This window comes from Bernardetia aquimarina, assembly GCF_042180575.1.
Taxonomy (GTDB): domain Bacteria; phylum Bacteroidota; class Bacteroidia; order Cytophagales; family Bernardetiaceae; genus Bernardetia.
Genome location: NZ_CP170094.1, coordinates 4,571,963 through 4,586,774, shown reverse-complemented (window position 1 = coordinate 4,586,774; position 14,812 = coordinate 4,571,963). Strand labels below are relative to the sequence as shown.

The 14,812-nt window shown below is 31.7% G+C and carries 12 protein-coding genes and 2 tRNA genes; 10 read left to right on the top strand and 4 right to left on the bottom strand.

The genetic code is table 11. The features are described 5' to 3' along the window. Positions 1-179 precede the first annotated feature (179 nt). The 4 genes from ACE193_RS19620 to ACE193_RS19605 all read left to right on the top strand — a co-directional run bounded on the left by ACE193_RS19620 (position 180) and on the right by ACE193_RS19605 (position 1,519). Positions 180-251: transfer RNA gene (locus ACE193_RS19620), tRNA-Gln, on the top strand. A 108-nt stretch (positions 252-359) separates the two neighbouring features. Then, positions 360-431: transfer RNA gene (locus ACE193_RS19615), tRNA-Gln, on the top strand. Between the two features lie 356 nt (positions 432-787). Then, positions 788-1,075: a hypothetical protein gene (locus tag ACE193_RS19610; RefSeq protein WP_375559911.1), complete on the top strand. Its 288-nt coding sequence runs from the start codon at positions 788-790 to the stop codon at positions 1,073-1,075. A 156-nt stretch (positions 1,076-1,231) separates the two neighbouring features. Then, a complete protein-coding gene (locus ACE193_RS19605; RefSeq protein WP_375559910.1) occupies positions 1,232-1,519 on the top strand; it encodes a hypothetical protein in 288 nt (95 codons plus the stop codon). Positions 1,520-1,639: 120 nt separating this feature from the next. On the opposite strand, the gene ACE193_RS19600 is transcribed toward ACE193_RS19605, so the two are convergent. Then, positions 1,640-3,049 carry an alkaline phosphatase D family protein gene (locus tag ACE193_RS19600; RefSeq protein ID WP_375559909.1) on the bottom strand — a complete coding sequence of 470 codons (1,410 nt, stop codon included), beginning with the start codon at positions 3,047-3,049 and terminating at the stop codon, positions 1,640-1,642. Between the two features lie 101 nt (positions 3,050-3,150). Continuing rightward, on the bottom strand, positions 3,151-4,596 hold the full coding sequence (locus ACE193_RS19595; RefSeq protein ID WP_375559908.1) for a PAS domain-containing protein: 1,446 nt from the start codon (positions 4,594-4,596) through the stop codon (positions 3,151-3,153). Positions 4,597-5,172: 576 nt separating this feature from the next. Between ACE193_RS19595 and secA the strand changes: the two genes are divergently transcribed. Further along, the gene (gene secA, locus ACE193_RS19590) at positions 5,173-8,589 is read left to right on the top strand and encodes a preprotein translocase subunit SecA (RefSeq protein ID WP_375559907.1); all 3,417 of its coding nucleotides are present in this window, start codon (positions 5,173-5,175) and stop codon (positions 8,587-8,589) included. A gap of 211 nt (positions 8,590-8,800) precedes the next feature. Beyond that, on the top strand, positions 8,801-9,313 hold the full coding sequence (locus tag ACE193_RS19585; RefSeq protein WP_375559906.1) for a hypothetical protein: 513 nt from the start codon (positions 8,801-8,803) through the stop codon (positions 9,311-9,313). 38 nt (positions 9,314-9,351) lie between these two features. Here the strand turns inward: ACE193_RS19585 and ACE193_RS19580 are convergent, their stop codons facing one another. Then, positions 9,352-9,891, bottom strand: a complete 540-nt coding sequence (locus ACE193_RS19580) for an acyl-CoA thioesterase (protein ID WP_375559905.1) — start codon at positions 9,889-9,891, stop codon at positions 9,352-9,354. A gap of 314 nt (positions 9,892-10,205) precedes the next feature. Between ACE193_RS19580 and ACE193_RS19575 the strand changes: the two genes are divergently transcribed. The 4 genes from ACE193_RS19575 (at position 10,206) to ACE193_RS19560 (ending at position 14,084) form a co-directional block, all read left to right on the top strand. Continuing rightward, positions 10,206-12,050 (top strand): tetratricopeptide repeat protein, encoded by a 1,845-nt coding sequence (locus ACE193_RS19575; protein WP_375559904.1) that lies wholly within the window; start codon positions 10,206-10,208, stop codon positions 12,048-12,050. A 12-nt stretch (positions 12,051-12,062) separates the two neighbouring features. Next, entirely contained in the window at positions 12,063-12,629 is a 567-nt protein-coding gene (locus tag ACE193_RS19570) for a Crp/Fnr family transcriptional regulator (protein WP_375559903.1), read from the top strand. 81 nt (positions 12,630-12,710) lie between these two features. After that, on the top strand, positions 12,711-13,163 hold the full coding sequence (locus tag ACE193_RS19565) for a hypothetical protein (protein WP_375559902.1): 453 nt from the start codon (positions 12,711-12,713) through the stop codon (positions 13,161-13,163). A gap of 339 nt (positions 13,164-13,502) precedes the next feature. Further along, complete coding sequence (locus ACE193_RS19560; RefSeq protein WP_375559901.1) at positions 13,503-14,084, top strand: tRNA-(ms[2]io[6]A)-hydroxylase; 582 nt, start codon at positions 13,503-13,505, stop codon at positions 14,082-14,084. A 103-nt stretch (positions 14,085-14,187) separates the two neighbouring features. Here the strand turns inward: ACE193_RS19560 and ACE193_RS19555 are convergent, their stop codons facing one another. Beyond that, a complete protein-coding gene (locus tag ACE193_RS19555; protein WP_375559900.1) occupies positions 14,188-14,640 on the bottom strand; it encodes a DUF2061 domain-containing protein in 453 nt (150 codons plus the stop codon). Between the last annotated feature and the right edge of the window lie 172 nt (positions 14,641-14,812).

Sequence of the window (14,812 nt, the reverse complement as noted above, 5' to 3'; positions counted from 1 at the left end):
GGATAAGCAAATGGAGTAATTTAGAACAAAATATTCGTCTTGACTAAACTTTTTTTTCAAAAAAAATAGTTTTATGTTTGGATTTTAAAATAAAAATAGTACTTTTGTAACCGATTTGAAACAGAAAGGTGTTAAGAAATTACTTTTAGACACTTTATCAAATCATTTGAATTATTGCTTGCCCTGTAGTTTAATTGGCAGAACACCGGTTTTTGGTACCGATAGTTGAGGTTCGAGTCCTTGCGGGGCAACTTTTATTTTTTTCTATTTTTTTAAAAAAATAGTTGTTTTAGAATTTAGTTTATGATACTTTTGTATTCGCTTAATTTATAAGCTAATTTGTGCTTTAGTTATTTGCTTGCCCTGTAGTTTAATTGGCAGAACACCGGTTTTTGGTACCGATAGTTGAGGTTCGAGTCCTTGCGGGGCAACTTTTATATTCTTCATATAAGAAGAAAGAAAAACATAAACCTTTATTTCATTTACTTGAAATGAAGGTTTTTTTATGTAAATTTATTTTTAGTTTGATTATTATACTAAAAAGTAGCAATTTATGATTATCTGTATTTTATCATACAATCATAAAGAGTAATTATTAATTTTAGTAAGAATAAACCATTCTATCAACTTGAATAAAATTCTAAAAAAAGGAATTATTTTTGAATTATTTTGAAATAAAATAAGTTGAGTAGTTGAATTTGAAAGAGTTATCTAATGAAAAACAATTTTTAAAAAACACTACTCTTAAACAAAACCTTCAAAAATTGATTTATATAAAAAGACCGTTATGACGAATCACACTACATATAAGACAAATAATTACCTAAATGGTAGATTTAGCTTTAGTTTTACAGGCTTTATTTCTCTTGGTGTAGTCGCTTTTTTGTTGTTACAATCTTTATTCACTACTCTGTTTTCAATAAAAACGCTTCAAATTCAATTTTATAATCTTCAAGGGAAAGGCATACAAAACCAAAATCAACTACATACTCAGCAGGATGCTGTTTTATTTGTAGAAGATTCTACTCGTTTTGATAATGTTCTGTTTCCGAGAGATTTTAAAACTTATATATGATATTTTGTAGCCTTGAGAGCAAACTTTATAGAGTTAGCTGTTGAGGTTTTTTATTTGCCAATTTTTTGAAAATTTAATTGTATAGAATTTTTATCAAAAAAGGCAGTATCAGTAGTTAAATTATTATTTTCAAAACCCATTTATCCCACATTTATTATGAGCAAACTAAATAAACTTCCAGTATTCAAAGAAACGGTATATTTAATATTAGACGGAGAAACTTCGCATAAAGAAGAAGCAGAATTTATGAAATTTATAGCCACTTCGACATGGCACCGAGAATACTTTGAAAACGAAAAACAACTGCATACGCTCATCAAAAAAAGCATCGAAAGACAACCTGCACCATTCAACCTACAAGAACTCATACAAGGCAAACTCCACGAAGAAATGGCAGCCAACAAAGGCACAGAAAGCGAAAAAGAAAAAATTCGAAATAAATAGAATTATAAAAAATACAACAGACAAATTAAAAACATCAAAAAACTCTTGATTCAAAATTATATAAAATTAGAATCAAGAGTTTTTTTATTTGTAAAAATAGAATTAAAATCCTGTTTGTAGTTATTTCTCTACTCTTTTCAACTCATCTTCTTTAATTGTAAGTGAATACAAATCTTTTCCGTCTTTATCTTTATAGGTAATTGTCAGAACTCGTTCTTTGCGTTTTCCTTCAATTTCAATAACTGCGTAATTGTGTTTTCCTACAATAAAAGAATCTTTTATAGCTGTTGGATTTTCATCGGTTTTTGGTGTAGATGAACCTGCTGTAAGTGAAGAGGACGTAAAGTCATACAAAGGATAATCATTTTCACGTTCCATTTTAGTAATTACGCTATGATGACGGTCGCCTGTAAGAAAGATTACCCCCGAAATATTTTGTTTTTTAATGGCATCTAGTACTTTTTGACGCTCTTCTTTATAGGTTGCATAATTTTCAAAAATAGCACTTTCATTCAAAATTTGTCCACCAGCTACTACAAACTTAAAAGGAGCTTTACTAGATACTAAGGATTCGATAAGCCATTGAACCTGTGCTTCTCCAAAATAATTTTTATTCTCAGCTTCATAATCTTGTGCTTGTCTGAAAGTACGATTGTCTAACATAAAAAATTGAGCATCTCCCCATACAAAAGTACTCACAACATTATTTGCTCCTTCTATAATGCTTGTATTCAGACTGTGCCAAAAAAGCTGAAAAACCTCAGCAGTAATATCTTTATTCCAAAATGTATAATCAGAATCATTTGGACCAAAATCGTGGTCATCCCAAGTAGCATAATTATGAACATTAGCTAAAAGAGGCTGCATTTCTGGAAGCGAACGAGTATGTGTATAACGGTGCAAAATACCCGAACGACTACCAAAATCTGGTTCACGCAAATAGGTATTATCTCCTCCCCAAACCATAAAATCAACATTTTCCTTATAAAGAGAAGTAAAAATTTCATATTCACTTCCGTAGCCTTTCCCCAGTCTGTCGTCTTTAGGTTCGTTTACATAGACACAAGAACCAAAAGCAAATTTTATTTTTGGAGGGTCAGTTCTATATTGCCAAAGTAGTTGAGTTTGGCATTTCAAATCATATTCAAAAGGAATTTCTTTATTATCTATAAATACTTTGTATTCGTATTTTGTCGAATGTTCAAGGTTTCTCAAAACTGGTTTTGCAACAAAAGCAGTCAGAGAATTAGTTTGAATAGGTTCTGTAAATTGAAAAGGAGCATCTGAAATAGATTTTTCTGTTGCTATTTCTAATTTTGGACGGTATGCAATTTGTACTTTTGCTGATTTTTTAGTTTGTATCCAAAGCCCTATTTCACTCATTTCGGAATAACCAACCATCGGACCTGATTGTACTAATTCGGCTTTTAGATTTGCTTGAGCAAAAGACGATGTGGAAAATAATAGAAACAGGAAAGTATAAACTAAAGAAAAAAGTCTTTTTTGAGGTGTTTTTTTACAAAAATTCATTAGATAAGGGATTTGTTGTATCAAATAATTATTTTTTTTTGTAAAAATACATATCTTTTTAAAAATAGAGTATGAATTTATTATTACTTCACTTTATTTGTTTAATATTCCTCATTTGTAACAGCGACTATTTTACAGATAATTTTATCAAGCAAATCTACTTCGTGTTGTAGATAACTTAGATAGAGTAATATATTTTCTTGATTGTTTTCTATTTTTATCAAATTCATCAATCCCAAAATTGTAGCAACAGGTCTTCTCACTTCGTGGGATTGTTGCCAAGCAATTTCTTTCAAACGTTCGTTTTGCTTTTGTATCCTAATTTCTTTTTGTTTTTGATCTGTAATATCTGTTACTGCCAATACAAAGCTTTCTGTATTATTATTTTCATCTTTGATAGGAGATATTTTGGTCAAAAATATTTGCCCTTTATAATCTACTTCATACGAAACAGTAAACCCTCTCCAAATTTTGGGAATAACTTCTTGTAACTTACGGTATAATTTAGGATTAAGCATATCACTTGCATGTTTACCAAAAAAAATAGTTGGGTCGATATTATATGTTTTGTAGCCTTGCCCTCCAGTATATAAGACTTTCATATTTTTATCTATTAAAGAAATAGAACCATCAGGAAAGTTTTGTGCAAGAATATCTAAGTCGTGTTGTAATTTTTTTGCCTTCTTTGTAATATTCTTATATTGAGTGATGTCTTCTAAACTATGTGCTATACCAATAATAGTCGAGTTTTTATCGTAAACAGGAAGCATCCTAAATTTCCACCAATTTTTACCTTCACTTTTTTCTGTCTCAATAGTTTCTCCAGCTAATACTTTTTTATACAACTGCTTAAATTCTGACTGATATATAGGTAGTATAAAATCTAGTAATAAATCTCCTTTTTTTGGTTCTTTTCCAAAAATTGCCTTACATATATCTTTTGTAATTTGATTAGTATGAATGATTCTCAAATCTTTATCAATGAAACTTTTTGAATAATTGCTACTCTCATAGAGAGCTTCCATCATATCAAGTGTATGTTCTTGTGTTTGTATTGCTTTTTTAGCTAATAAATGATGTTCAAGCTGCTCAATTACCAAATTTGCTAAAGATTTAAAGATTTCTTTCTCTTTATCACTAAGCACACGAGGTTTTTTATCCATAATACAGAGTGTACCCACATTATATTTACCTTCAACTTTTAGAGGAACAGAAGCGTAAAAACGTAGTTCAAGTTCTTTACAAATTGAGAAAGTACTAGAGGTCATAGAGTGTTTGGTAATATCTTGTATTTCTAAAATATCATCTAGAAGAATAACTGCCCCACAAAACCCTTGTGCTTTTGGTATTTCTGTTATATCTAATCCTTCTACTGATTTAAACCATACCCTATCTTCATCAACCAAAGATATGAGAGATATAGGGACATTAAATATTTGAGCAGTAAGTTTAGTAATTCTGTCAAAAGCACTGTCAGAGGGTGTATCTACTATTTGATATTTTTTCAAAATATTCAAACGTTCTTTCTCAGAATAGGCATCGAACATAAGAATAATAATATTTTAAAATGTTCTATTTTTATACGTATTGAGATTCAACGGATAGAATCAATGTTTTGTTTTGTGTTTTTCCACGATTTAGTATTTATGTTTGTTCTGTATAAGCTCTCAATCTATAAAAACACCCTTATATAAATAGTTTTACTATTGTTTCCCTAAGCGAACCAACCTTTATAGATACTTAAAATTCATTGGTATCAATTCCGACCTACCAAAACTGTGAAGTTAATCACAAAAAAACATAACTTATTGATTACAAACACTTTACTAATCAAATACAGTCTTTTGATTAATTTCTAATCATTAGTCGTTATACTCTCTTCAAAATTGCAAATTCCCTTTCAGATTCGTAACTTTGTATGTTATTACAAATCAATAGACTCTGCCATTTTGTCGGTTTTGATACCATTGATTATGCTTTTTCATTCATTTTAAATAAATTTTGAGCAAAAAAACGTCTTTGCTTAATTTTTGACTTAAAGATAAAAGCAACTATAAAACCTTCAAAATCAAAAAAATAAAAGGTAGCTATTTAAGCAATCAATACGAACTATATAAAATATTATGTTTAATTCAATCACAAGCGTGGTCGCTAAAGTATTCGGTACAAAATCGGAACGAGATCGCAAGAAACTTATACCTTACGTAGAACAAGTAAATTTAGAATACAAACAACTTCACGGCTTGACAGATGATCAGTTGAGAGAAAAAACTCGTGATGTAAGAGATGAAATAAATCAACATGTTGCTCAAATAGATACAAATATTGCAGATTTTAAAAAGCAAATTGCCGAAGACCCAGAAATGGACATCAATGCAAAAGAAAAAATATTTGTACAGATAGATAAATTAGAAAAAGATAGAAACGTAAAACTAGATGAAGTATTAGATAAAGTATTGCCTGTCGTTTTTGCCATCGTAAAAGATACAGCAAGACGTTTGACAGAAAACAAAAAACTTACGGTAAAAGCAACTGACCACGACCGTAGAATTATTCAAAAAAGACAACAAGAAGGACGTTACCACAACGAAATTGAAATTGTAGGTGAAGGAGATAACGCAACAGTAACATGGCACAACAAATGGACAGCCATGGGACAAGAAATTGAGTGGAATATGATTCATTACGACGTTCAGATTATGGGTGGTGTAGTGCTTTATGAAGGTAAAATTTCAGAAATGGCAACTGGAGAAGGTAAAACATTAGTGGCTACTCTTCCTGCTTTCTTACGTGCTTTGTCAGGAAAAGGTGTTCATGTAATTACGGTAAATGACTACCTTGCAAAACGAGATTCAGAATGGGTTGCTCCTATTTTTGAATTTCATGAAATGATGGTTGATTGTATCGATAAGCATCAGCCAAATACAGAAGCAAGACGAAAAGCCTATGCTGCTGATATTACTTATGGAACAAACAACGAATTTGGTTTTGATTATTTGCGTGATAATATGGCTCGTGAAACCGAAGAACTTGTTCAGCGTGGTCATTATTTTGCCATGATTGATGAGGTAGATTCTGTTTTGATTGATGATGCTCGTACACCACTTATTATTTCTGGTCCTGTACAGGATGCAGGAGCGCAAGAATATGATATTTTCAAGCCTCGTATTGAAAAATTAGTAGCACTTCAACGCAAATTATCACAAGATTTCTTACAAGAAGCCAAACAAAAAATAAAAGCTGGAAACGAAAAAGAAGCAGGCTTGCCACTTTTTAGAGCTTTTAGAGGGCTTCCAGAATACAAACCTTTGATTAAGTTTTTGAGTGAGCCAGGAATGAAGGCGTTACTTCAAAAAACGGAAAACGAATATTTAGCAGACAATGCCCGTCGCATGCCTGAGGCTGACGAACCTTTGTACTTCTTTATAGAGAAAAAACAAAATAAGGTTCAGCTTACAGAAAAAGGAACAGCAGCCATTACTAAAGATGGAGAAGATCCTCGCTTCTTTATTCTTCCTGATGTAGCAACACAAATTGCTCGTATAGATAATGACAAAGATTTAGAAGACAAACAAAAGTTAGAAACAAAGGAAAAACTTCTGACAGACTACTCTATCAAAACATCACGTATTCATACTGTAACTCAGCTTTTGAAAGCCTATACGCTTTTCGAAAAAGATACTGATTATGTAGTGATGGAAGATAAAGTAAAAATTGTAGATGAAAAAACAGGACGTATTATGGATGGTCGTCGTTATTCTGACGGTCTGCACCAAGCCTTAGAAGCCAAAGAAAGCGTAGAAATTGAAGATGCAACCCAAACGTATGCAACCGTTACTCTTCAAAATTATTTCCGTATGTACTATCGTCTTTCTGGTATGACAGGTACAGCCGAAACAGAAGCAACAGAGTTTTGGGAAATTTACAAACTTGATGTTGTGATTGTTCCTACTAATCGTCCGATTCAGAGAGATGACAGACAAGACAAAATTTTCCGTTCAGTTCGTGAAAAATACAATGCTGTAGCTGACGAAATTCAACATTCTGTACAAGAAGGAAGACCTGTTTTGGTTGGTACAACTACAGTAGAAAATTCAGAGATTTTGAGTAGAATGTTACAAATGCGTAAAATTCCACACGAAGTATTAAATGCAAAACAACACCAAAAAGAATCTGAAATTGTAGCAAAAGCAGGAGTTTCGGGAAGTGTTACGATTGCAACCAACATGGCAGGACGTGGAACAGATATTAAACTTTCTCCTGAATCTAAAAAAGCAGGTGGACTTGCAATTATCGGAACAGAGCGTCATGATTCTCGTCGTGTTGATAGACAGTTGCGTGGTCGTGCTGGTCGTCAAGGTGATGTGGGTATTTCACAATTCTTTGTTTCTTTGGAAGACCCATTGATGCGTATGTTTGGTTCTGACAGAATTGCTAAGATTATGGATAGATTGGGATTAGAAGAAGGCGAAGTAATTCAGCATTCTATGATTACAAAATCTATCGAAAATGCACAACGTAAAGTAGAAGAAAACCACTTTGGTTCTCGTAAAAACCTTCTTGAATACGATGATGTAATGAATCAGCAGAGAGAAGTTATTTATAAACGTCGTCGTAATGCACTTTTTGGAGAGCGTTTGGAATTGGATATTATGCTTATTTTTGCAAAGGTATCTGACCAATTAGTACAGATTTATAAAGGAGATTTTGAGTCTTTCCATTTAGAAGTATTTTCTCTTTTAGGAATCCAGACAGAAATTACAAAATCTGAGTTCCAATCACTTGGCGACCAAACTATTTCTCAACGTCTTTATGAAGAAGCCTACAACGCTTATCGTCAGAAAAATAAAGATATTGCTGCAAAGGTAGTTCCTACTTTAGAAAATATTCATGCAGAACGTGGAGGGAGCGCAAGAGAAATAATCATTCCTATCACTGACCAGCGTAGAATGGTTCAGATGCCTGTCAATATTGAAGAAACGATTGAAAAAAGAGGAGCAAATCTTGTTGCAACTTTAGAACAAACAATGGTACTTTCTATTATTGATAATCTTTGGAAAGAACATTTAAGAAACATGGACGATTTGAGACAACAAGTTCAGATGGCTCGTTTCGAACAAAAAGACCCATTGGTTATCTATAAAATGGAAGCATTTCAATTATTTAGATCGCTTTTAGATGAGATTAATCAAGAAATTACCTCGTTCCTTTCTCGTGCAAGACTTCATGAGCCTGATCCAGAAGAATTACAAGCTCTTCAAAATGCTCAACGTCGTCAGTTAGAACAGCGAATGCGTAGAGAGCAAGAAGCTAAACAACAAATGGAAGTAAATCGTGCTGAGGAAGTCGACACAACAAGCGACAATCAAAGAGCGCACGGAACTCAGCAAAATATTGCTCCAACTGCTCCAAGAACAGTTTCACAAGAACCTGGAAGAAATGACGTTGTTACGGTTCGTTATAAAAATGGACAAGTAAAACAAGCAAAATATAAAAGTGTAATGAGTGATGTACGCAATGGAGAATGTGTAGTAATCTAAAACAGACTTTTTATTAATTTACAAAAAAGCAACTTCATTTATTTGAAGTTGCCTTTTTTGATTATTTGAAGATAGTTCACTTTATTAACTGACACTTATGAACGGTTTTAGCCCTCAACAAAGTTAAAGTGTCTGACAGGTTTTATTTTTTCGAAAAGTAAAAGCGTATGAGTATGCCAAATATGATACGACAGAACATACAAAAGAGAAAATGGTAACTATTCATTATACAGACATTACTTCTGATAAAGATGATAACACTGTTATAGATACTTTTTACAGAACATATACACTAAATGCACACATACTTTTTGAATCTATGATGTTGCCACAAACAGGGAATCAATTAAATGCTCGTGGAGTAGGTTTATGGAATGGAACATTAAATGTAGAGGAATGTATCAGTACTAAAACAGAAGGAAAAAGCAACAAATTTCTTGATATTTCTGAAAATGATACTACTTTAAACATTACTTGGCAAATAATAGATAATTGTTGTTTTTCTTTTTTGGGAGATTTTGAAATGGTTAATGATTCTACTCTAAATTGTATTTATCATTCGTATGGAAAAACTCATTGTGCTTGCGATTGTGAAAATAAGATAACTTACCAACTAAATAAGGTAAAAGGTTATGAAGAAGATTACAAAAAACTAAAATATATTTCACTAAATGGAACATTATTATCAAAGTTTCCAAAAAATAAAAAAAGCCTATCCAATTAAAACTGAATAGACTTCTAATTCAAAATTATTTCAAAAAACTATTCTCCTTCAGGGTTTATCTTAAAAAATAGAGATTTCAGTTCTGTTGCTTCTTCTGGTTTCATTCTTCCTGCCAAAACCAAACGCAACTGACGACGACGCAAAGCACCATCAAAAAGCATAATTTCTTTTTCTGTTTCAGGTTCTAGCTCAGGAACATTAATAGGGTTTCCCATTTGATCAACAGCTACAAAAGTCAAAAAGGCTTTATAGGCTAATTTTCGTCCAGAACCTTCCAAAATATTCTCTCCATACGCTTCTACATAAACTTCCATAGAAGAATTGAAAGCACGACTTACATGAGATTGCAATGTAACCACACCACCCAAAGGAACAGAAGCCTCAAATGAAACATTATCAACAGAAGCCGTAACAACGACACGATTACAATGTTTTTGAGCTGAAATAGCTGCTGCAACATCCATCAAATGCATAAGCCTTCCACCCATTAAGTTATTGAGAGGATTAGTATCATTTGGCAAAACCATTTCGGTCATCGTAACATACGATTCACTCGCTTTTTTTGACTTAGGGGGCATAAAATTTTAATTATTAATGGTAAATTATAAATGTATGAGCTACATTTAATCTTATTCTACTACAAAAGTAAGCAACAATAGTTGTTATGAGGCGTTAAAAAAAATAAATTCTTAAATAACAAATCATTTATTTAAAAAATAAGTCGTGTTTTTGTGTAAATTTATAAAATGAGGTTGTTTAAGAATAAGTTTTGTACGTATTTTTTGTTGGTGTCGCTACGCTAAAACACCAACAAAGGCAGTGGTGTATTATGTAGTGTACACTTTAGTATGTAAAAATGTATTTATAGACCTTGAATCTTTAAGATAAAAAAATGAATAAACTATCTATGAAAAAATATAACTCTATCAAACTATTTCTATCTGTATTATTAATTACTTTTTTCTCTTTCTCTCTAACTGTTTTTGCTCAAAATACACAAGATTTGGCGTTGGCAGATGAATATTATGAACAAGGAGAGTATGAAAAAGCTGTTCAATATTATGAAAAAATAGCGAAGAAAAATCCATCAGCTTCTTATATCTATACTAATTATTTGGATGCTATGTTGCGTTTGGAACAGCTAAAAGATGCCGAAAAATACATTGAAAAGTGTTTGAAAGATAGACCTTTAGACCCAAAAATGAATATTGACTATGCTAAACTTCTGTTACAAAAAAGAGAAGATAAAAAAGCAGATAAGCATTTTAATGATTATATAACTTCGATTAAATCAAATTCTCATTTGGCTCGTGTGGCTGCCCGTGTCTTGGCACATGAAGGATTTTATGAATACGCCGAAAAAATGTATTTACAAGCACAAAAAAATACACAAGAAAACTATGACATGGACTTGGGGTTACTTTATTTAGCCATGGGAAAACCAAAAAAAATGGTTGAGCAGTTCTTGATTTTGCTAGAAAAACAGCCAAATGATGCACCTTATGTTCAGCATCTGTTACAATCTCGTCTTTCAGAAGATGAAGAATGGGATATGGTAGAACCAATGTTGTACGAAGCTATACAAAAACATCCAAGCGATGAGGTTTTTAGTGAAATGTTGGTTTGGTATTTTCTTCAAAGAAAGAATTTTATGATGGCTTTTACACAAGCAAAAGCATTGGATAGAAGAAATAAATCAGAAGGTGTAAAAATTATGGAAATCGGAATGTTGGCTTATAATAATGAAGAATGGAAAAGTGCTACGACTATTTTTGAACATTTGACAGACAATTATAAAGGCAGATTAATTTATTCTCAAGCCAAACATTTTTTGATGGCTTCGAAAGAAGAATACATCAAACATCAATTTCCTATTGATAAAGAACAAATAAAATCACTTGTCAATGATTACGAACAAACACTTACAGAAATAGGCTGGAATCCAAGTACAGCAAAATCAGCTCGTAATATGGCTCTTTTGCAGGCTTTTTATCTCAATCAGAAAGATATTGCCATAAATACACTCAACAAAATCACAGAAATTAGAGGTGTTCCTCATCAGCTTCTAAGTCAAGTAAAATTAGATTTGGGAGATATTTATGTATTAAAAAATGAACCTTGGGAAGCTACTTTATTATATTCGCAAGTGGAAAAAACAGAAAAAGAAACGCCCTTAGGCTATTCTGCCAAACTCAAAAATGCTAAACTTTCCTACTTTAATGGAGATTTTAAATTAGCAAAAGCACATTTGGATATTCTCAAACTTGCCACTTCAAGAGAAATTGCCAATGATGCAATGGATTTGTCTATTTTGATTCAAGATAATACAGGCTTGGATTCTTCTGAAACAGCAATGAAAGAATATGCAGCTATTGATTTATTGATTTTTCAACAACAATATGAAGATGCTTTGAGAGAGTACAAAAAAATGCGTTCTCATTTTGAAGACCATTCTCTGACAGATGAAATTTACTGGAAAGAAGCCACTATCTTACAAAAAATGGGTCGTTTTGAAGAAGCAGCCGAAAAGCTAAAACTGGTTTTAAAACTCAATCCAACAGATATTTTTGGTGATGATGCAAATTTTCTTTTAGGAAAAATCTATGAAGAAAATCTAAAAGACCAAGAAAAAGCAGAAGAATATTACAAAAGACAACTTATAGATTATGCAGGAAGTGTTTATGTAGTAGAAGCTAGAAAACGCATCCGAAGACTAAGGGGAGAAATTGTAAATTAGAAAGAACATAAAATGATTGAGATAAAAAAATATTTTCAAAAGCAGGTAGATATTTCTGAAAAAGATTGGACTATTTTTTCTTCAAAATTAATAAAAAGAGAATTTCCAAAAAAAACGAACTTACTCAAAGTTGGACAAACTGAAAAATTTCTTTCTTTTATAGAAACTGGAATTATTCGTTTTTATATTCCAAAAGAAACAGAAGACTTTACATTTGGATTTGCATTCGAAGCTAATTTTATAAGTGCTTATGATTCTTTTATAACTCAAGAGCCTTCTAGTTATGAGTTAGAAACACTTTCAAATACAATTCTTTGGAGTTTGACGTATCAAGATTTACAACAAATTTATAGTCAAACTCAAATTGGAAACGAAATTGGAAGGCTGGCAAGTGAAGAATTATTTTTGAAAAAATCTAAACGAGAATTGTCTTTATTGAATCAGAGTGCAGAACAACGTTATCTAAATCTATTTACCGAACAACCTCATTTATTACAATTTATTCCTCTAAAATACATAGCTTCTTATATCGGAATTACGCCACAAGCCCTCAGCCGAATTCGTAAACGCATTTCTTAACTTAGGTTCATTGTCTTAGCTATCTTAGATAGTGATATTTGTCAAAACTTAAACATTTATCATAATCTAAATACTATTTCTATGAAACCATTGGTTGTTCTGCTTGTCGTTTTTGTGCTTTCAATTTTTGTTTTACGATTTTTTAATCAAAAATATGATGTTATTTTAGCAGCACGAATAGCAATGTGCGCCATGTTGTGTTTTACTGCAATCGGACACTTTGCTTTTACAAAAGGAATGACAATGATGCTCCCATCAATAATTCCATTCAAAACAGAATTAGTCTATTTTACAGGAATATTGGAAATTATTTTAGGCATTGGATTATTAATTCCTAACTGGAAAATATATTCAGCATGGATTCTTATTGTCTTTTTTGTAATTTTACTTCCTGCAAATATTTATGCAGCCATAAAACAGGTTGATTTACAAAAAGCTACTTTTGATGGCTATGGACTATCTTATTTATGGTTCAGAATTCCATTACAGTTATTATTTATTGCTTGGACATATCTGAGTTCTATAAAATTTTAACTATTCTATGCTTTTTATGAAAATATCTTGATAATCTCAAAACGTAATTCGTAATTTTGGTTCTTTGATAAAATAAATCTTTTCAAAGTTTATATACTTTGTGTGTTCAACTCCTCAGAGTTGAACGAAACGCTTCCTCAGAAGCGTGATTTATATAAACCTAATGCTTCTGAGGAAGCAAAACATTCAGTTCTGAGAACGACGTAGTCCTCAGCGTAGCTAAACTGAATGCACAATAAAATAGGTTGAAATTTATTAAACAGTGTAATAGTTTTTAGCAAAAAAAACAAAAAAATTGTCAGAGAACTGTAATTTTTAATCCGTAATCCGTAATTGAACATGTTACACCTTCAACTCCCAACTGACCCACGCTGGACAGAATTAGCACAAGAAAGTATCGAAGCTATCTTGACAGACCACGCTTATTGCGAACAAAAAGCAGCTTCATCTTGTATTTCTTTGATTGTAACCTATAATCATTTGCCAAAACTTGTCGATACACTTGCACCAATCGTGGCTGAAGAATGGACACATTTTGAGATGGTATTGGAACAGCTTCGAAAACGTAATTTGACTTTTGGAGGAAAAAGAAAAGATGAATATGCTCTTAAATTACGCAACTTTATGGTAAAAGGAGGAAGTGAAGAAATGCGTCTTTTGGATAACCTTTTGGTAAATGCACTTATTGAAGCACGAAGTTGTGAGCGTTTCAAAATGCTTTCAAATACAATAGAAGACGAAGAATTAAAGAAGTTTTATCGTGAACTAATGGTTTCGGAAGCTCGTCATTATACAGTTTTTATTGGTTTGGCTAAAGAATACTTACCAAAAGAAAAAGTAGATAAACGCTGGCAAGAATTTTTGAATTATGAATCTGAAATTATGAAAAGTTTGGAACTTCGTGGAGATAGAATGCACTAATCTGGAATAGTAACTAATAAAGCAAAAAACCTATTCAGTCGTAATAAATGAATAGGTTTTTCGTATTTAAGGATATAACAACTTTTGAAATCTGATTTTATTTCTACTGACAATTTATACATTCTTCAACTGTTGTGGTATGAGGAGTACGGTCAATTTTTCCCCACACAATACGCTCCCAAGCACGCTCATGAAAATAATAAAGTGATAATTTGGTAATTACTTCGAAGGCTGCAATCTGTGAAGCTGCAAAAGGAGTTCCTGTAAAAAAGAACGCAATCATAAAAGTATCTATTGTTCCGAAGATTCTCCAACTAATACCTTTTAAAAAACTTTTGCCGTGAGAAATAAAACGATTATCACTTGCACTAATTCGATTCCAAGCTCTTTCGTGTAAAAAATAAAGAATCGTTTTTGTAAAAACCTCTCCCAAACCTATCTTTAGCGCATCTCCAAAATGACCTGTAATAAGCCAAGACAGTAAAATAGTATCTATGGTAGCAAATACTCGCCAACTAATTCCTTTTACAATGCTTCTATATATAGTTTCTTTCACAATTTTACGTTTTTTTAATGAATGTTTGTTGAGTAGTTGTTGAATAAATTTACTCAAATTTTTCTTATCTTTTTAATAACTTACTAAATTAAAGCTATCTTGTAACAGAATTGTTTTAATTAAAAAATCCTATAAATAAGTCTTAAAGGATAATAGTAAAGCTATCAATACA